The sequence below is a fragment of the Gorillibacterium massiliense genome (genome assembly GCF_000455485.1).
Lineage (GTDB): Bacteria > Bacillota > Bacilli > Paenibacillales > NBRC-103111 > Gorillibacterium > Gorillibacterium massiliense.
Genome location: NZ_CBQR020000107.1, coordinates 1 through 18,979 on the forward strand (window position 1 = coordinate 1; position 18,979 = coordinate 18,979).

19 protein-coding genes and 2 pseudogenes are annotated in these 18,979 nt (G+C 51.8%); all 21 read right to left on the reverse strand.

Annotation, left to right across the window (positions count from 1 at the left end):
* Positions 1 to 522 (reverse strand): annotated as a pseudogene (locus tag TJ79_RS15070) (menaquinol-cytochrome C reductase); the annotation flags it as partial.
* Between the two features lie 34 nt (positions 523 to 556).
* The gene (gene qcrB / locus TJ79_RS15075) at positions 557 to 1,228 is read right to left on the reverse strand and encodes a menaquinol-cytochrome c reductase cytochrome b subunit (protein WP_040951168.1); all 672 of its coding nucleotides are present in this window, start codon (positions 1,226 to 1,228) and stop codon (positions 557 to 559) included.
* 16 nt (positions 1,229 to 1,244) lie between these two features.
* Positions 1,245 to 1,814 (reverse strand): Rieske (2Fe-2S) protein, encoded by a 570-nt coding sequence (locus TJ79_RS15080; protein WP_040951169.1) that lies wholly within the window; start codon positions 1,812 to 1,814, stop codon positions 1,245 to 1,247.
* Positions 1,815 to 2,020: 206 nt separating this feature from the next.
* Positions 2,021 to 2,428 (reverse strand): DUF2487 family protein, encoded by a 408-nt coding sequence (locus TJ79_RS15085; protein ID WP_040951170.1) that lies wholly within the window; start codon positions 2,426 to 2,428, stop codon positions 2,021 to 2,023.
* Positions 2,425 to 2,928, reverse strand: a complete 504-nt coding sequence (locus TJ79_RS15090) for a gamma carbonic anhydrase family protein (protein WP_202903329.1) — start codon at positions 2,926 to 2,928, stop codon at positions 2,425 to 2,427. The genes TJ79_RS15085 and TJ79_RS15090 overlap by 4 nt, the downstream gene beginning before the upstream one ends.
* A 187-nt stretch (positions 2,929 to 3,115) precedes the next feature.
* A complete protein-coding gene (locus tag TJ79_RS15095; RefSeq protein WP_040951172.1) occupies positions 3,116 to 4,234 on the reverse strand; it encodes a hypothetical protein in 1,119 nt (372 codons plus the stop codon).
* Positions 4,235 to 4,325: 91 nt separating this feature from the next.
* Positions 4,326 to 5,096, reverse strand: a pseudogene (locus tag TJ79_RS15100) (AAA family ATPase).
* Between the two features lie 110 nt (positions 5,097 to 5,206).
* Positions 5,207 to 5,824 (reverse strand): anti-sigma factor family protein, encoded by a 618-nt coding sequence (locus tag TJ79_RS15105; protein ID WP_040951173.1) that lies wholly within the window; start codon positions 5,822 to 5,824, stop codon positions 5,207 to 5,209.
* Complete coding sequence (locus tag TJ79_RS15110; RefSeq protein ID WP_040951174.1) at positions 5,821 to 6,414, reverse strand: RNA polymerase sigma factor; 594 nt, start codon at positions 6,412 to 6,414, stop codon at positions 5,821 to 5,823. Before TJ79_RS15110 ends, TJ79_RS15105 begins: the two co-directional genes overlap by 4 nt.
* A gap of 508 nt (positions 6,415 to 6,922) precedes the next feature.
* Entirely contained in the window at positions 6,923 to 8,008 is a 1,086-nt protein-coding gene (locus TJ79_RS15115) for a prephenate dehydrogenase (protein WP_040951175.1), read from the reverse strand.
* 38 nt (positions 8,009 to 8,046) lie between these two features.
* Positions 8,047 to 9,147, reverse strand: coding sequence for a histidinol-phosphate transaminase (gene hisC, locus TJ79_RS15120; protein WP_040951176.1), 1,101 nt, complete (start codon positions 9,145 to 9,147; stop codon positions 8,047 to 8,049).
* Positions 9,148 to 9,363: 216 nt separating this feature from the next.
* On the reverse strand, positions 9,364 to 9,708 hold the full coding sequence (gene csaA / locus TJ79_RS15125) for a chaperone CsaA (protein WP_040951177.1): 345 nt from the start codon (positions 9,706 to 9,708) through the stop codon (positions 9,364 to 9,366).
* A 2-nt stretch (positions 9,709 to 9,710) separates the two neighbouring features.
* Positions 9,711 to 10,550, reverse strand: a complete 840-nt coding sequence (gene trpA / locus TJ79_RS15130; protein ID WP_040951178.1) for a tryptophan synthase subunit alpha — start codon at positions 10,548 to 10,550, stop codon at positions 9,711 to 9,713.
* Positions 10,547 to 11,743 carry a tryptophan synthase subunit beta gene (gene trpB, locus TJ79_RS15135; RefSeq protein WP_202903330.1) on the reverse strand — a complete coding sequence of 399 codons (1,197 nt, stop codon included), beginning with the start codon at positions 11,741 to 11,743 and terminating at the stop codon, positions 10,547 to 10,549. The genes trpA and trpB overlap by 4 nt, the downstream gene beginning before the upstream one ends.
* Positions 11,727 to 12,494: a phosphoribosylanthranilate isomerase gene (locus tag TJ79_RS15140; protein ID WP_052339622.1), complete on the reverse strand. Its 768-nt coding sequence runs from the start codon at positions 12,492 to 12,494 to the stop codon at positions 11,727 to 11,729. Before TJ79_RS15140 ends, trpB begins: the two co-directional genes overlap by 17 nt.
* Entirely contained in the window at positions 12,491 to 13,306 is an 816-nt protein-coding gene (gene trpC, locus TJ79_RS15145) for an indole-3-glycerol phosphate synthase TrpC (RefSeq protein ID WP_040951180.1), read from the reverse strand. The genes TJ79_RS15140 and trpC overlap by 4 nt, the downstream gene beginning before the upstream one ends.
* A complete protein-coding gene (gene trpD, locus TJ79_RS15150; RefSeq protein ID WP_040951181.1) occupies positions 13,296 to 14,336 on the reverse strand; it encodes an anthranilate phosphoribosyltransferase in 1,041 nt (346 codons plus the stop codon). The genes trpC and trpD overlap by 11 nt, the downstream gene beginning before the upstream one ends.
* 21 nt (positions 14,337 to 14,357) lie before the next feature.
* Positions 14,358 to 15,902 (reverse strand): anthranilate synthase component I, encoded by a 1,545-nt coding sequence (gene trpE / locus TJ79_RS15155; protein ID WP_040951182.1) that lies wholly within the window; start codon positions 15,900 to 15,902, stop codon positions 14,358 to 14,360.
* A gap of 350 nt (positions 15,903 to 16,252) precedes the next feature.
* Entirely contained in the window at positions 16,253 to 16,627 is a 375-nt protein-coding gene (gene aroH, locus TJ79_RS15160; protein WP_040951183.1) for a chorismate mutase, read from the reverse strand.
* Positions 16,628 to 16,630: 3 nt separating this feature from the next.
* Positions 16,631 to 17,725: a 3-dehydroquinate synthase gene (aroB, locus tag TJ79_RS15165; RefSeq protein ID WP_040951184.1), complete on the reverse strand. Its 1,095-nt coding sequence runs from the start codon at positions 17,723 to 17,725 to the stop codon at positions 16,631 to 16,633.
* 1 nt (position 17,726) lies between these two features.
* Entirely contained in the window at positions 17,727 to 18,890 is a 1,164-nt protein-coding gene (gene aroC, locus TJ79_RS15170) for a chorismate synthase (protein ID WP_040951185.1), read from the reverse strand.
* Positions 18,891 to 18,979 lie beyond the last annotated feature (89 nt).

Sequence of the window (18,979 nt, forward strand, 5' to 3'; positions counted from 1 at the left end):
AATCGTGCCGGTTATTTCAAGCTGGTGCTGGTAGTGATGCCAGGAAAAGGTCGTCAAATAGACGATTGCCGCCAATGAGGTGAACATTAAAGCCGAAGCTACAGGCCGCCGGTAGAAGCGCCTTTCTTTCCCTCTATCCAGAAAAGGAGCCAGCAGCAAACCGACAAACAACAAGCCCGGCAGGCCAAGTCCGCCGATGACGACATAGTGTCCAGACGTATAAGGGTATTTCAACAACTGGTACAAGAAGAGAAAATACCAGTCCGGCATAGGGATAAACGAACCGTTAAGGGGATCCGCAGGATTGCCCAGAGGCGCCGGTTCTGACATGACCAGAACAAGCACGCCAACTAAGGCGACAACAGCGACCATCCATTCCTTTAATAGAAAGTTTGGAATGAAGACTTCCGATTTTCCGGGATAAGCGGTGTAATCGGGCGGCAGCTGTTTGGTTTCCCGTGCGATGACGCGGGAATCGCCGACATAGACGATTTTTTCATCCGAATTCTTATTATGTGCCACTCAAGCTTCCTCCTTCTCTTCGAGACAGATCAGATTATAGCGGACCAGCTATGCCTTGCTTGCGGATCATATAGAAGTGTCCACCCAAAAGAGCGAGAAGCAGAGCAGGCAGGAAGAATACATGAAGGGCAAAAAACCGCGTCAATGTCGTAGCTCCGACTATATCTCCCCCTTGCAGGAAAGTTTGCAGGTAGCTGCCGATAAAAGGAGTCGTCGCCGCAATTTTTATCCCGACCTGGGTAGCAAAATACGCCTTGTTGTCCCATGGCAGCAAATAGCCGGTAAACCCAAGCCCCAGAATAACGAAAAAGATCAACATGCCGACAACCCAGTTCATTTCCCGCGGCGCTTTGTACGCACCTGTGAAGAAGACACGAAGCGTGTGCAGGAACATCATGACGATAACGAGGCTGGCCCCCCAGTGGTGCATCCCTCTCACGATCACGCCAAAGGCAACGTTGTATTGCAGGAAATCGACGCTTTTGTATGCGTTCTCGATATCAGGCACGTAATACATCGTGAGGAACATTCCAGATAGAAACTGGATGAGCACAATGAAAAAGGTCAGTCCGCCAAAGCAATATACAAATGCCGAGAAATGGTGCGCGGGATTCACATGCTCAGGAACCTCGTGATCGGCAACGTCTCTCCAAAGCGGCGTGATGTCCAGGCGCTCGTCTATCCAGCTATAAATTCCTTTCAGCATTTTTGCCTACGCCTCCCTAAGCTTTCTTGGACTCTTTATTTGCGTGAAGCGTTCCCACGTAAACAAAACCGTTTTCAATTTTCACATCAAATTCGTCCAGAGGAAAATTGGCAACCTTCAGTTGCTTGCCTTCCAGGGTATAGCGCGCGCCGTGGCATGGACACTGGTATTCGTGCGCTTCCTCCTTCCATTCCACGCGGCAGCCGAGATGTTTGCATGTCGGACTCAGAGCGAAAATATTGCCGGCTTTATCTTTGGAAATCCAGGCTTCATGCTTAGGCGTGCTTTCATACCAACCATCCACCTGATGGACCTGGAACTTGAATGATTGCGGGCTGTCGGTAATTTTACTTTCCTCTACGACCTTCACCCAATCCGCGCCAGTCTTCTTCTTCAGCATCGGATCGACGGCGAAGCGAACCATGGGAACGAGTAATCCCGCCGCTAGAAAACCGGTGGTGCCGCCAAGAGTGTATGTAAGAAATTGCCGCCGGCTCATCTCATTTTTGCGTTTCGGAGCGGTGTTCTGTTCACCCGACTCTTGATTCGTTTGCTCTGAAAAATGGTCTTGGTTCTTGTCATCCATGAACCTGATAAACCCCCTTTACAGTTGCTTCACTCATCATGCGCAGCCCTTACATTTCCCTTATTTCTTTATTATGTATTAACTAATATTAATTCTATAATAACGTACCCTTTAAAAACGCGTCAAGAAACCCCTGAGCGAGATGTTCAGGGGTTTGTCACAAAGTTCATATAATGTTTCTATTTTTGTCACAATTATATCCATTTTCACTGCCATATTCCGCTAAGCAAGTGATTTATTTTACTTTCACCATCGGTTGCGATGTCATTGGTTATGAGTAGGTCAGCATCTGAAAAGGTCATACACGAGATCGCCGCATCTGCTGTTACCAAGACGACATATCGGAACCCGCCTTCTTTTAGCTGCCGGCAAACCTGATTGACCGAATCCGCGAAACCGCCCGGTGGAGTAAAATAATGCAATGCCGGATAAGTCACCAGTCGTCCTTTATACGGCTCCTCCAGCTCTGCCATAAGATCTCCCAACCGCTCTAAAGCATCCGCCGCTTCCCATGGCGATTCTTCGCCGGTTAGTCCTGTCAAGGGCAGCAAGCAGGTATCGAGATAGGGTTGCAAATCGCGCCATTGGCCTTTGCGGATATCGCTGAATTTCATTTATCCGTACTCCCCTTTGCCATTCCCCGAAACTCCCGGCTTTTGATCACATAGCTGTCCGTCGTGCGCCTCATTCGTTCCAGATCCGCTTCCGTCAGTTCCCGCACCACTCTTGCAGGTGACCCGAGACATAACGTGTAGGGAGGAATCTTTGTATTTTCGGTGATCAGGCTGCCTGCTCCGACCAATACGAACTCGCCTATCTCCACCCCATTCAACACGATGGCGCCCATGCCGATGAGCGAGCCTGAGCCGATGGTGCAGCCATGAATAATCGCCCCATGGCCTACGGAAACATCATCGCCTATAAGGAGCGGCTGGCTCGTATTGACATGGCCGATGACGCCATCTTGGATATTGCTTCGATCACCTATCGTGATTGGCGCCAGGTCTCCCCGCAATACCGCATTGTACCACACACCGCTGTCTCGGCCGATGCGGACATCCCCGATGATCTGCACACCGGTTGCCAAAAAGGCGGATTCATCGATTGTTGGCATAATACCGTTAAAGGCATGCAACAAAAAAATCACCCCTTTTTGTTGAAGTGATTCCTCGCTTGTCGCTCGTCCAGCACTTCAACTCACTGAAGTGATTCCTCGCTTGTCGCTCGACCAGCACTTCAACTCACTATTGGAGTGATTATAGCAACCCACTGTCCAGAGTGTCAAAAACTTCGGCGTCTGCTTAGTCCGTCAGCATGATCATTTCGTCATCCGATACGTGAATGCCTTTGATAATTTTGGCCCCGACGCGGCTGGTCCGCACGACTCTCCCTTCGCGCTCATCTTCCCCGATCAGCAGCAAACCCAGATGTCCCATCATCCCAATCATACGTTGCTCCAGAATCGACTCCGGCGTGTCGTAATAGTAAGGTTTAATCAATCTCCCGAGGATGCCGCTTAAGGATGCAAGGGTTGTCCACTCACCGGTCAGGCACTCGATCCAGTTGGCTAAAGCTTGCAGATTAGGCACAGCTCCCTTATACAGCCGCAAATAGAACCGGTATAGAGCGTCCATATCCTCCCGCTCTTTCTCTTCTACTTTCTTCAAGCCTTTGGCCGAGATCACAAGTTCTGCGTTCCGCTCTTCAATCAGGCCGGAATAATAACAATAATCATAAATAAAGGAGAAGCGGCTAGGGTACTCGCGAAACCTTCGCCCGTAACCAAAGCGCCATGCGGTTTTCGCCACCGGCTCTTCGGAGATAGTGAAGGTCTCCTGAATTTGCTGCAACGTACGCTTATATAAATATCCTTCTGCGTTTAACGGCAGTTCATTTTGCGTCATAAAGTGAAGAAAACGATAGAGGTCCTCTGCCAGCAGCAGCCGCTCATCCCGATAGACTGCCGGATTATCGGCAATACGAACCAGATCTGCGCCAAATTGGCGAGCAAGGGTATCGCGAAAGCGCAGCTTCAAATCCTCTGGGACCAGGTAAAGATAACTGTTGTTCCAACGGTGGCCGTTAAATAGCCAGCCCCTTCCTTTAAAGCGGCTGATAATCTCCCGGGGATTGATCTCCGTCTGGCCCTCTCCATCGTAGACATTCATTCGAACCCGTGCCGTCAACTCCTCCAGACTGAAGGAATCCCTCCTGTCAAAAAGAAGCGAGCTCATGAAGCGGATTTCTTCCCATCCCAGCCTGCCCAATTCCTGCTTCAGAAGGTCGCTGCGGCTGACATTGGCGAGAATAGCCTGGATCAGGTCGTTTTTCGAGTGTGTATTGCAGGTGAGTTCGTAGGTCTCGGCAATTCGCCCCAAGTCCTTGATGTCGGCAAAGCACAACATGTCCGCCAGATTCATCGAGATCCCTCCGCTAGCATCTTTCATCCTCTTCTATTTTGCTCTTTTTACCAGTATGGACGAAATCATGCCGCGGTATCCCTGCCTCTATCTATTCCTCCGAATGTTCATCAAATAGCTCTGCCAGAATCGGGTTTCGATTGTTCACAAACTGCTTCATAATCGAGAAATGCTCCGTTTCTTCCAACTGCACCTTCTCAATACCATCGGCCGTCAGTTAATAGATCCAAGCATCCGGATAAGCCATCAGAATGGGAGAGTGGGTGGAGATGATAAACTGGGAACGGCTTTGCACCAGTTGATGGATTCGTGAAAGCATAGCCAACTGCCGAAAAGGCGACAAAGCCGCCTCAGGCTCGTCCAGCAAATAAAGCCCGTTTCCGCCGAACCGATTCATGAACGCGGCAAAGAACGATTCCCCGTGGGACTGCTTATGCAGCGATACACCGCCGTAGGAATCGATGATCCTCGGTAATCCTGGAGACTCCCGATCCAACTCGTCTATATTCGTCGCCAGGTTGTAATAGCTTTCCGCTCGAAAAAAGAAACCGTCTTTCGCCTTGTTGAACCCCCGAACGAGACGAAGATAGCGGTAAAGCTCAGAATGGGTGGCTTCGGTGGAAAAATTGAAGTTAAGGGTGCCGCCTTCGGGATTAAAGCCCCACGCTACAGCGATAGCTTCCATCAACGTAGATTTGCCAATGCCGTTTTCACCAATCAGATACGTGACTTTGGGATGCAGCGGCAGCGTTCTCAATTCCCGAACTGCTAAAAGATGAAAGGGATATTCGTCAAAAGCGGGAATGCGGTCGCGGAGCAGTTCGATGCTGCGCAAATATTGCGGATATTGGGACACTTCCATACGTTCGCTCCCTTTGTTCGATATCGTAATCATGTCTTATCTAGCAAAAAACCGCCGGCGCTGGCAAGCGACGACGGTTTTAATTCAAATTGGTTATGCCAACTTCCACTTCATGCCCTTGTTCGCGAGAACCAGTTCAAGAAGAGCAAGGTGCAGATGAATCCGATCAGAGACATGACAAGCCAGTAGTTCGGCGTGCTGGAAGGATTGCCCCACTTCATCGGCTCCATGATGGAGAATCCGATGCTGGCTACCGCTGTATTTTGCAGAGTCGCCTCATCCGTTATGCTATCGAAGCTGTAGGAAGCAGGTTTGCTGATCACACCCAGCGCTTGATGAGGCTCCGCAACGTTAACCGCTCCATGAGAGCCTGTCAAAACGTAGATGAAACTGACCGCAAAAATAGCGATGCATAAGGCGATAACAGCCGTTAGATTGCGCCTCAGCTTGAAGGGGATGGCGTACATTTTCGCGCTGACGGGAGTTCTCCAGCCCTCATCCTTATAAATACGATCCATCACGCTGCTGCTGATTTGCGGGGCCTGTAAAAGCTCGCTGGAATCATCCTGCACAGCGCGGATCAGATCATAGCTTTCCTCCCACATGCGGAATTCCTCCGCACAGGCAACGCATTCGCTGATATGCTTGTCAACCAGGATACGTCGGGAATCATCTTCGGGTAAATCAAAGTAATTACCGAACAGTTCCTGAACTTCGGAACAGTTCATCGTGATCTCACCCTTTCAAGGTCATCTAAAACCGGTTCAAGATAATAGGGCTCGAGCTGCACCTTGACGCTTGCTCGCGCCCGAAACAGCAAGGATTTCACCGCACTCACCGTTTGTCCGAGAATATTGGCAATTTCCTGATAATCCATCTGATCGTATTCCCGCAATATCAAGGCAGAGCGCTGCTTCTCCGGTAAATTGTTGATAGCCTGGCGGACCATCGTCACCCGCTTATTGCGCAGGGCGGTGCTCTCCGGCAAAGCTTCTTGGGAAGCTTGGGGCATAATGCCCGTTTGTTCCAAAGAAACCTTGATATGTTTTTGTTTTCTCATTTCACTAAGTACGGTATTGCGGGCGATCGTATATAACCAGGTTGAAAACGAAGCTTCAACTTCACGGAAAGTTTGCAGACTTCGATAGGCTTTGTAAAAAGTTTCCTGACAAAGATCGTCGACGGCCGCCTCTAGGCGCGCGCTTTTCAGCATGTGATAGATGAACGCGTAGATTTTCCGTTCGTACCGCTTCATCAGTTCGCTGTATAGCTCTACGTTGCCGTCTTTGATTTCTCTGATCAGCTGAGAGTCCGTCATTAGCCTAGCGCTCCTCCTTCTGAAAGGCTCGAAGTTTTACCGCCGGCATGACACTATTATTACTCTGCCGGCAAATAAAAGTTGCGTTACCAAATTAGGGTTCCAAGCTGTAATTACCCGGTAAGCACACTCCATCTATCATGATTTCGAGCAAAACTATGAATTTTCCTGCCTATATAAGCTCTATTTTTGCATTTTCACCTCGGAAAACGATGGAATTTGCGATGAAATATGTATTCCCAACGATTGACACCCTTCCATAGACGTCGGGTTTCAAAGAAATGTTTCATCCATTTTTTTCTGAAATGAGGCTTCCCTCTCTATGATATAACAGATTCGTTCAAGAATGCCTGTATGCCAGCTGAGAATCTCGAAAAGCGAAAAAAAAAAGCTGCCGTACTCGGCAGCCCGCACAAAGTGCAAATTCGGATAGGAGTGGAGAGAAACCATACTGTACTTTTATTATATGTATCCGTTTACATTCTGTCAACCCTTTTTTGAAAACGTTTTATCGCACCTCGTACTTATCTTTCAAAATGGCTGCCGCTTTGTCCATATCTCGATCGCTGCGGAAGCTGAGCCGCAAAATGCCCGGCACATCCGCCCTGCTTTCAATCACCTGGATGTTGCTCAGGTTGATCCGTTCGCTGCCCAAGAGCGAGGCGATTTGTCCAATGATGCCCGGATGGTCCGGTATATCCACATAAAGATCGTACAGGGAATGGAGCATTCCTTTGCGGCGCTCGGGGATCTGATTACGGAACGCTCTGGACTTGCTGAACTGTTCCTCGATGCCTTCCCCATCCTCTGCTTCCAAGAGTCGGATGAAGAGGTTCGTTTCCTCCGTCCACTGATGCAAAAGATCCAGTACCACCTGACGGTTATCCATCAGAATATCCCGCCAGATAACAGGTTCGCTGGAGGCGATCCGGGTAATATCGCGAAAACCGCCTGCTGCCAGATCCTGATAGAGGGGGTTAACCTCTGCATACCGGGAAACCTGATTGACCAGGGCTGCCGCCACGATATGAGGAAGATGACTAATGGCGCCGACAATCTCATCATGCACTTTCGGCTCCAAGCGCACCAGTTGAGCTTTCGTGTGGTTGAGAAGCTCCACCAAGCGCTCGTACGCTTCTTCCGGAACTCCGGGAGCGGGGGTCAGGACATAAAAGGCATTCTCGTAGAGAAGGCGGCTAGCTGCCTCCACGCCTGAACGTTCTGAGCCCGCCATCGGATGGCCGCCAATAAACCAGGCATTCCGCAAGTTAACTTTGGCTGCGGCACGGCAAACCGATGCCTTCGTGCTGCCAACGTCAGTAATGATGCAGCCAGGTTTCAAATCAATCTCCTGCAATTTGAGGAGATATTCCTCAAGGTTGCCTACCGGAACGCAAAGAAAGATGAAATCCGCGTCTTCCGCAGCCTCTTTGAAAGATGTTGTAGCCGAGTGAACGACTCCGCGGTCTACGTATTTTCGCACCGAGTTAGGATTGACGGAATGCCCGACAACGGTAACTTCCGGCAAATCTTTAAAGCAAAGGGCTAATGAACCTCCCATTAGCCCGACTCCAAAAATGGCGATTTTGGTCATGTGCAACCAACTTTCATCATGATAGAATTACCTTCCGCTTAAACGGTAACGGCTACTTCATTCAATACTTCTACCAGAGCTTGGATCAGGCCTTCGTTTTGCTTGCGGTTGCCGACCGTAACCCGGATGGAGAACGGAAATCCAAGCTGATGGCCGCTTCGGATAATATAACCTTTACGGAGCATACCATTAAAAACATCTGCGGCAGGACGCTTCACATCAATCATAATGAAGTTGCCGTAAGCAGGATAATAGGTCAGGTTGAGCCGTTCAAACTCACCGGTCAGATAAGCGATGCCTTCCAAGTTAGCGCGGCGGCATTCGGCGACGAACTCATCGTCGGCAAGTGCGGCAAGTGCGGCTGCCTGCGCGGAGCGAGTCGTATTGAATGGCGGACGAACCTGATTGATCAGTTTGATCACTTCCGGATGGCCGATGCCGTAACCGATACGCTGGGAGGCCAAACCGTAAATTTTGGAGAAGGTGCGCAGCAAGACAAGGTTCTTATACTCACGCAGGAGTGCAAGCCCGTCCGGAAAACGCGGATCCTCCACATATTCGATATAAGCCTCGTCCAGCACAACCAGCGTCTTGGACGGGCATTTTTCCATGAATGCCTTCACTTCATCATGGGTAACCATCGTTCCAGTCGGGTTGTTAGGATTGCAAATCCAGACGATTTTCGTGCGGTCGTTAACCAAGTCCAGCATAACCGGCAAATCGTGAGTGCCGTTATTCATCGGCGCTAGCACGATCTTCGCTCCCTCGACTTCCGCATTGTGATAATATTGCGAAAACGTATGGGAAGCCATTACCGTCTCATCGCCCGGTTGGAAAAAAGCTTCGGCAATCATTTCGATAACTTCATCGGAACCGCATCCGAACACCACTTGGTCCGCATTGACTCCGAATTTGCTGCAAACCGCTTCAGTCAAGCTGACGCTTGCTCCATCGGGGTACAAACTGATATTTTCCAGCTCACGGATCACGGCTTCTTTGGCTTTAGGCGAACATCCAAAGGGGTTTTCATTGGAGGCCAGCTTGATAACGTGGTCCAAACCCAACTCACGCTTTACGTCTTCAATGGGTTTGCCGGGAATATAGACTGGAAGATTAACGATACTCGGTTTTGGCTGCACGTACAAACACCTCATTTTATGAAATAGAAACAATAGCTATCAGGTAATCCTGCTTTCGCGCTTCGACGCGGCAGAGAAGGTTTAGAGCTATTATAGCGCATATTATGCCCGGTGACTAGTATACTCGTTGCCGATGTTTTTGCATAATGAAAAGCCACCCTGCTCTTCAGGATGGCTTCGATTCATATTTCCATACTGTCTATTGATTTCGAGGACTTAGGCGACAGGCGTACCGTTCGGAACCGGAGCGTCCGGGGCAAGCAGGACAACGTCGTCGGCTTCAGGTATTCCGCCCAGCACCAGAACTTCCGAGATATAACCGGCTATTCGGCGGGGTGGAAAGTTTACTACGGCCGCCACTTGCCTGCCGATCAGCTCTTCCGGATTATACCGTTTGGTGATCTGAGCGCTGGAGCGTTTTAGGCCCAGTTCTCCGAAATCGATAAGCAGCTTGATCGCTGGTATTCGCGCTTCCGGAAAAGCCTCTGTCTCTAGAACAGTACCGATGCGGATATCCAGCTTATGAAAATCATCGATCGTCGCGGATTCCGACGGAGGCATGGTCAAGCGCCCTCCCCGGTTTTCAGACTGCGGACAAAATCGCGGATATGAGCAAGCCCCTCCGCCCTCTTGTCAGATGCAGTAAGCAGCGGCAGCGCTTCTTCGATGGAGCGAACGATGGCGCTGCCCACGACAACGCCGTCGCAAATGCGGGAGAAACGCTCCACGTGCTGCCGGTTGGAGATCCCGAACCCGACGGCAACGGGAAGCGGCGTTGCTGCTTTCACAGCATCAATAAAGTCCTCTACGCCCCCGTAGAACTCGCTCCGGGTTCCAGTGACACCCAGTGAGGAAACGCAATACACAAATCCTGCGGCTTGCTCAGCAATTTGCGCAATGCGGGTATTGGAGGTCGGCGCTACGAGCGGTATGAGGTGGATATTATTTTGCACGGACAGCTCCTTGACCGGGCCGCTCTCTTCGATGGGCAGGTCCGGGATAATCAAGCCGCTGATGTCGTTTTCCTTCAGCAGATCAAAAAAACGTTCAAATCCTAGCTGCAGGACCGGATTGTAATAGGTGAATAGAATAAAAGGCAGCTGAATGCCCTGCCGCCTGCATGCTCCGGCCGTATGAATGCAGTCCACGATGGAGATGTGGTTTTTCAGCGCTCTTTCGGAGGAACGTTGAATAACCGGTCCGTCCGCCAGAGGATCGGAATACGGTACGCCCAGCTCCACCATATCCGCTCCGGCCGCCTCCAGCTCGCGGATAATGGCAACCGACGTTTCCAAATCGGGATCGCCTATGGAGAGGAATGGAATGAGCGCCGTTTCCCCCTTCTCCTTACCCAGCCGAAAAGCTTCATCAATACGATTTGTAAGCTTGCTTCCGAGGCTCATTCCGTTTCCCTCCCCAAATAGCTCATGATCGATTCCACATCTTTATCGCCGCGGCCGGACAAGCTGACAACGATAATCTCGTCCTTCGACATAGTCGGCGCTACCTTCATCGTTTGAGCAATGGCGTGGGCGCTTTCCAATGCGGGGATGACTCCTTCGGTCCGGCTCAGGAGCTGCAGTGCTTCCAGCGCTTCCGCGTCGGTGATGGGTACATACTCCGCTCGGCCTGCGTCTCTCAAGTATGCGTGCTCCGGGCCAACACCCGGATAATCCAGACCGGCGGAGATGGAATGGGCTGGCAGAACTTGGCCAAGCTCATCCTGCAATAGATAAGACATGGACCCTTGGAAAACGCCATGAGACCCCTTCGTCATGGTCGCGGCATGTTCCAGTGTATGGATGCCTCTACCCGCTGCTTCGACACCCATCAGGCGGACTCCCTCATCTTCGACAAAGGGATAAAAGATCCCCATGGCGTTGCTGCCGCCGCCTACGCAGGCGATGACCAGATCCGGCAATCGGCCTTCCTGGCGAAGAATCTGTTCCCGGGCTTCATCCCCGATGATCCGTTGGAAATCGCGAACCATCATCGGATAAGGATGCGGTCCGGTCACGGAACCGAGGATGTAGTACGTATCTTCAACGTTGCTTACCCAATAGCGCAGCGTTTCGTTGCAGGCATCTTTCAACGTCCTGGAGCCGGACATGACGGGGACGACTTCGGTACCCAGCAGGTTCATTCGAAACACGTTAAGCTGCTGCCGTTTGGTATCTTCCTCTCCCATGAAGACTTTACACTCGAAGCCCATGAGAGCGGCGACTGTAGCGGTCGCTACGCCGTGCTGGCCCGCACCGGTTTCGGCGATGAGCTTTTTCTTGCCCATGCGTTTGGCGAGTACCGCCTGGCCGATGGCGTTGTTGATTTTATGGGCGCCAGTATGGTTGAGATCTTCCCGCTTGAGATAGATCTTCGCTCCGCCCAAATGCTCCGTCAATCGTTCCGCGTAATACAGCCGGGTTGGCCTGCCAGAATATTCTTTGAGCAAATAGGTGATTTCTTTAATAAACTCCGGATCTTTGGAGTGCAGCTTATAGGCTTCCTCCAATTCAATCAAAGCGTTCATCAGCGTTTCCGGTACATATTTTCCTCCGAATTTTCCGAAACGTCCGTGAGCGTCAGGCACTTGGCTGATCACAACTTCTCACCCTTTCCACAAAAGCTGCTATTTTCGCAATATCTTTTTTTCCGTTCGTTTCAACCCCGCTTGATACATCTACCCCATCCGGAAAATAAGTCCGAACAAGCGTGCCGACATTATCGGAATGGAGTCCTCCAGCCACAATCAGCTTCAGGTTCAGCATGCGCGCGGCCTCCCGGTAAGCCGGAATGGCTTCCCATGGGAAGGTCTTGCCACTGCCACCCCCATAAACCGGATCGAACGTGTCCAGCAAAAAGGCATCGACTGATCCTTGATAAGGAGCGAGACGGGCATACGCAGCTTCCACTTCTTCCTCGCCGGAGCTATTTTCGGCTGCCGTTTCCGTGAATGATAGCACGCGGAACACCTTCACCGCAAAGGTTTCTTTAATCCAGTTGCAGAACTCCGGCGGCTCGCTGCTGTGCAATTGGACGACGTCCAAAGGGGCGACGGACAGCACATCGGTCAGCATTTCCCTTGAAGGTTCCACGAAGACGCCTACCGTCTGTGGAATCTCTCGACCGCCTGCTATGCCTGCCGCTTCATATTCCCTGGCTTCCTTCAGCAGTTTGATAAATTCCGCCGTTTGTACCGGAGTAACTTTGCGCCGGCTGTTGGCAAAGACGAAGCCTATATAATCAATCGGCATTCTTCGAATCGCGGTCAAGGTTTCAACATCGGTAATCCCGCATATTTTTATGAGTGTTTTACCGGCTGTGCGTTGATTTGTCTCAGCACCGCTCATCTGGTGATCTCCTTGCCGTAGCCGATAGGCCCAAGAAGCGTATGCACCGCTTCAGCGACATCCGGCTGGCGCATGAAATATTCGCCTACCAAAACAGCGTCTGCGCCTACGGATTTTAAATAATCGATATCGGTAGGACCGGCGATTCCGCTTTCGCTCACCAGTGCGATTCCGGCGGGAAGCTGCTTCGCCAGCTTTTCCGTTGTCTGCAAATCGGTGGCAAAGGTGCGCAAATTCCGGTTGTTGACCCCGATCAACGCCGGCTCGGCTGAAAGATCCAGCACGGCGGCAAGTTCTTCCTGGTCATGCACCTCTACCAACGCATCGAGCCCAAGATCCGCACTGATTTGCAAAAATTCATTCATCTGCTGAGGAGTTAAAATCGCGGCGATCAGCAATACCGCATCAGCCCCCCATATTCTAGCCTCGTAAATCTGGCGGTAATCGATGACGAAATCTTTCCGCAGCAGCGGAACCCGGACTTGCTGCCTTACGGCGCGCAAGTAGTCGCCGCTGCCTTGGAAAAACGTCCGGTCCGTCAGCACCGACAGACAATCTGCGCCTGCCGACTCGTAAGCGGCGGCGATGGCAACGGGATCGAAATCGGGCCGGATCAGCCCTTTCGAAGGAGAAGCCTTCTTCACCTCGGCGATTAAGCCAATATCCCGCTTTCTGCCGGCTATAAGCGACCCAGCAAAGCCTAAGCACTGCGGCAGATTGGATATCTCCTTCTCAACCGTCCCCAAGGAGAAACCGGATCTCAAAACTTCGACTTCCTTCATCTTTTCAGCAACGATTTTATCAAGATACATAGCTGATATCTCCTGTGTATTGAATGAGTTCTTCCAGCTTCGCCAGCGCTCTGCCGGAATCGATGACTTCCGCCGCCAGCGCCGCCCCTTCCCGAATGGAAGCGGCGCGATCTGCCACATAGAAGCAAGCGCCGGCATTGGCCAGCACGATGTCGCGGCAGGCGCCTTTTGCACCTTGCAGCACGCTGCGGATAATCTCCGCATTAGCCGCCGCATCGCCGCCTGCAACATCTTGCATTTTATAAGTGCCGAGCCCAAGTTCGCCAGGCGTCACTTCGTAGGTTTGCAGCGCTCCATCCTTCAACTCTGTCACCCGGGTAGGTGCTGAAACGCTGATTTCATCCAATCCGTCCAGGCTGCCGACAACAAGGCTGCGCTTCAGGCCTAACGCCTGCAAGACTCGAGCCAGCAGTTCTGTTTTCGAGCGGTCGAAAACCCCGATGAGCTGCCGATCGGCGCCTGCTGGATTCGTCAACGGACCGAGCAGGTTGAATACGGTGCGAATTCCCAATTCCTTGCGGGGACCGGCAGCGTATTTCATCGATTGGTGGTAGTTCTGGGCAAACATGAAGCAGATACCCACCCGATCAAGACATGCCGCCGCCTGACCGTTATCCAACTGGATATTTACCCCTAATGCCTCCAACACGTCGGCGCTGCCGCTCTTGCTGGACATCGCCCGATTACCGTGCTTGGCAACGCGAATTCCTCCGGAAGCGGCGACAATGGCCGAGGCCGTGGAAATATTGAACGTATCCGCGCCGTCACCGCCGGTTCCGCATGTATCCAACAGCCCGAAATTCTCGGTGTTGACCCGGTTCGCCTTGCTGCGCATGATTTCCGCGAAGCCGGCGATTTCATCCGCCGTCTCGCCCTTCATGCCGAGAGCCGTAAGCAAGCTTCCGATCTGCGCGGCGGTTGCACGCCCGTCCATAATTTCCTCCATGGCCATCCGGGCTTCTTCCCGGGACAGGTCGTTACCTCCTGCGACTCTTGCTATCGCTGATTGTACCGCCATTTTTGCATCCATCGTCCGTTCCTCCTTCGTCCATTAATAATAATCTTGATTGGCCAATACCGCCGTTTTTCCGTTCAGCTCGTCCGCAAACATTTCTTCGGCCATGCGTATGGAAGTGAGAAGCGCCTTCGCCTTGTTAATCGTCTCCTCGTATTCTTTTTCCGGCACCGAGTCCCATACAATTCCCGCACCCGCTTGCACATAGGCTTTCCCATTCTTGAACACGATGGTACGGATCGTGATGCACGTATCCATATTTCCGGAAAACCCAAGATACCCGATGGCGCCGGCATAGGCGCCTCTTGCTTCATTTTCCAGTTCGGCGATGATTTCCATCGCTCTCAGCTTGGGCGCACCGGATACGGTGCCCGCCGGCAAGCAGGAGATGAAAGCATCGAAGAAGGTTTGATCCTTGCGGATCTTCCCCGAAACGTTGGAAACGATGTGCATGACATGGGAGTAGTGTTCGATCTCCATAAATGTATCGCACTTCACAGTGCCAAACTCGGCTACCCGGCCGATATCGTTGCGGCCCAGGTCTACCAGCATTAAATGCTCCGCCCGTTCTTTCTCGTCGGCCAGCAGTTCTTTTTCCAACGCGCTGTCCTCTTCCGGCGTCAGCCCCCGTGGTCTCGTACCGGCGATAGGCCGGGTTTCCACTCGCTCTTCCTCCACCCGCACTAGCAGTTCCGGAGACGAGCCGACGATCACTTCCTCATTGAACTTCAAGTAATACATATAGGGTGAGGGATTGACCGTCCGGAGCACCCGATATACATGCAGCGGGGAAACTTCCGTCTTTTTCTCCAGCCGTTGGGACAGCACTACTTGGAAAATGTCGCCCGCCCGGATATATTCCTTCGCTTTTTCCACATTATCAATGAACTGTTCCTTCGTTAAATTGGATTCGATGCCGGTCAGTTCCACCCGTTCTGGAATACCTCGATGGGCTAAGTGGGAAGCAGCGATCGGCCGCTTCAGCCGTTCGACGATCTCGTCGATTTTACGGCAAGCCCAGTCGTATTCCTTGGCGATTTCCTCATCGGTAGCGCCTTCCGGCACATGAACGTTGGAGATGATCATAATCTGCTGCTTGAAATGATCGAATACCACCAACCGGTCACAGAACATGAACTGTAAGTCGTTCATCTGCAGATCGTCATTCCGGTGCTCCGGCAAATGCTCGTAATCCTGCAGCAGGTCGTAGCCGAAGTAACCGATGGCGCCCCCGGTCAACCGGGGAAGTCCAGGTAAGGCCGGACTGCGGTAGCCCCTGAGATAGGCTTTCAGCACTTCCAGAGGTTTTTCCCGATGCTCTTTAACCTCGCCTTTACCGGTAACTCGGGTGATTCCCTTTTTCCCTTCCACTGTCAAAAAAGGATCGGTGCCGATGAAGGAGTAGCGCGCCCATTTGGCACCTCCCTCCACACTTTCCAGAAGAAAAGCGTGAGATTCCTCGTAAAAATGTTGGAAAACCCGGATCGGTGTCTCCGTATCTGCCAACAGATAGCGGACCACCGGGATGAGGTTGTAGTCTCCTGCCAGCCGAAGCACTTCCTTCACATCAGGCGCGTACATCGCATTCATCTCCTATCGATGATTTGTCTTTTTTACAATCCGTGCAAATCGAAAAGCCACTACACAAGTGTAGTGGCTTTGAACACAAGGCTGATGGTATCCGGCAGAGAATGAAGGCGCGGGGTATGCTAAATAGCAAGAAGAAACCAATTGAATTGGCGCTTCTGCAAATCGGCGTACGGGAATCTACCCGTCCCGCCAAACTCCCGGCATTATACTTAGCTCTGCTCTAACTAAACTCAGCTCAACTTGTGTTGCTCTCATCTACACTCAACTAAACTATACTGGTTATCACTATACACGAAAGGATCAGGAAGCGTCAATATGGAATCGAAAAGAGTCCTATCCCCTTATTGAGGGGCTTTCACTAAGTCCGGGCGAAGCTTCATCGCTTCCTTCAGGTATACATGAACAATTTCGTCTTGGCGCTTTTCAGTATTAATCTGTACCATCAGACGAATGCATCTCGGCAAGCTCGGCTCGACGGGAATTTCCAACGAACACATCAGAGGCACCAATTCCCAGCCTGGCATTTGCCGAATGGATTTTGCCGGAAAAACGGCGGTTACATCGTGAGTCGTCGTTATGAATACGCTGCAAATATCTTCAGGTTTTACATCGTTCTCCATGACGATCTGTTTCAACAGCTCGATTGTGGCATCGAGGATTTCTTGTTCCTCATTTTGCGACACCGTCGTCGCGCCGCGAATTCCGCGTACCCACATCGTCTATCCCTCCCGTTTCAGCTCTTCGACGACAGCACGCACCTGATTGACCGACAGCTCGTTATTGATTTCCACTTTGCCGATGGATAAAGGCAACACGAAGGACATCCGATTTTCACGGAATTTCTTGTCGTGCATCATCGCAGCCATAATCTGATCGGTATCCAAATGAGCAGGAATACGAACCGGCAGTCCAAACTTACGGAAGATCCGTTCCGTTACAGCTTCGATTTCAGGCGAACGGCCAAGTCCCACAGCCAATTTAGCGGAACCGACCATGCCGATGGAAATCGCTTCGCCATGGAGCAGCTCGTTATAGCCCGCTACCGCCTCGAGAGCGTGGCCGATGGTATGCCCTAAATTGAGGATGGCCCGCAAGCCGTTTTCCTTTTCGTCTTGGGAAACCACGATGGTTTTAACTTGAACCCCTGTAAAAAGGGCGTATTCCAAAGCAGCCGGGTTCAGGGCGAGCAGTTCCTGCACGTGATCCTCGCACCAATAGGCAAACTCCTCATCCCAAATGAGACCATGTTTAATGACTTCCGAGAAACCGGAGCGAACATCCCGATCCGGTAATGTTTGTAATAGCTCCGTGTCATAGAGAACGAACTCCGGTTGGTAAAAAGCGCCGATAACATTTTTTGCCAGCTTGTGATTGACGGCGACTTTCCCTCCGACACTGCTATCATGGGCTAGTATGGTCGTCGGTATCTGCACGAAGCGGATGCCCCGCATGTAGCTGGCTGCTGCGAAACCGGCCAAATCTCCGACGACGCCTCCGCCTAAAGCGATAATGGCCGAACTGCGTTCAAGGCCCGCCTGTAAAGCAACGCCGACGATTTCTTCCAGCATCGTCAAGCTTTTCGAGCTTTCTCCTGACGGGATGATAAACGAAGATACCGCAAAGCCCCCGGCTTGCATTATCCCCATGACTCTTTCCAGATGATGCTTTGCAACATGATCGTCCGTAATAATCAGATGCGGGGAGGATTGGCGTACTCCGTTTTCGGCCAGTTTTTCGGCAATTTCAGCGAGGATGCCGGACCCGATATAAATCGGGTATGACCGCTCTCCCAAGTCAACCTTTAATTCCTTCATCTCAATACCGCTCCAATTGGGCTTTGTAATTGGTAAGGTTTGCCCGGATTTCTTCGATCGAGTCTCCGCCGAACTTTTCCATAAAAGCTTGCGCTACTTCCCAGGCGATGACGTTTTCCATAATAACCGCCGCTGCGGGAACAGCACACGTATCCGATCGCTCCACCTGGGCGCTGAAGCTTTCCTTCGTGTCGATATCGACGCTTTTGAGCGGGGTATAGAGAGTGGAGATGGGTTTCATCACGCCGCGGACGACGATAGGCTCGCCGGTAGTCATGCCGCCTTCGAAGCCTCCGGCCCGGTTGCTGGCCCGGTAAAAGCCTCGGCCGGCTTCATACAGAATCTCATCGTGCACTTGAGATCCTCTCCGCTCTCCGGCTTCAAAGCCGATGCCGAATTCCACCCCTTTAAATGCCTGGATGGACACAACCGCTTGAGCGATGCGGCCGTCCAGCTTGCGATCCCATTGCACGTGGCTGCCCAAACCGGTAGGCACGCCTTCCACGATCACTTCGACGATGCCGCCCAAGGTATCGCCCGCTTCTTTAGCCGCGTCGATGGCAGCGACCATTTTCGCCTCTGCCGCTTTATCCGTTACGCGCACCGGAGACTCTTCGGTCAAGCGAGCCAGTTCGTCTACCGGCAGGTCCTGGCGTTCCGCCTCAACATCGCCGATCCGCAGCACCTGACAAGCGGTACGGATGCCGAACTCGGCCAACAACTCTTTGGCAATCGCGCCAACAGCGACGCGAATCGTCGTTTCTCTGGCGCTGGAGCGTTCAAGAATGTTGCGCAAGTCCTTTTGGTTGTATTTTAATCCGCCATTCAAATCCGCATGGCCCGGCCGGGGACGCTGGATCCGTCTGCGGCCTTCGTCCTCTTCTTCTGCCGGCTCGGCGCCCATAATCCGGGTCCAGTGCTTCCAGTCGTTGTTTTCCACGACCAAGGCAACCGGCGCTCCGGTGGTTTGGCCGTGACGTATGCCACCCTTGAATTGAACGGTATCCTTCTCGATCTGCATACGCAGTCCCCGACCGTAACCCTTTTGCCTACGACCCAATTGTTCATTCACCGCATCCAGGGAAACCGGCAAATTGCTAGGTAATCCCTCCACGATAGCTGTCAATTGCGGTCCGTGGGTTTCTCCCGCTGTCAAATATCTCATTCGATCTCCCCCGCCTGTTTTCATTCTTTCTTATATGCGTACCTTTTCGCGCTTTAGCGCTTTTGTGCGTTAATTATAATATAGCCCTC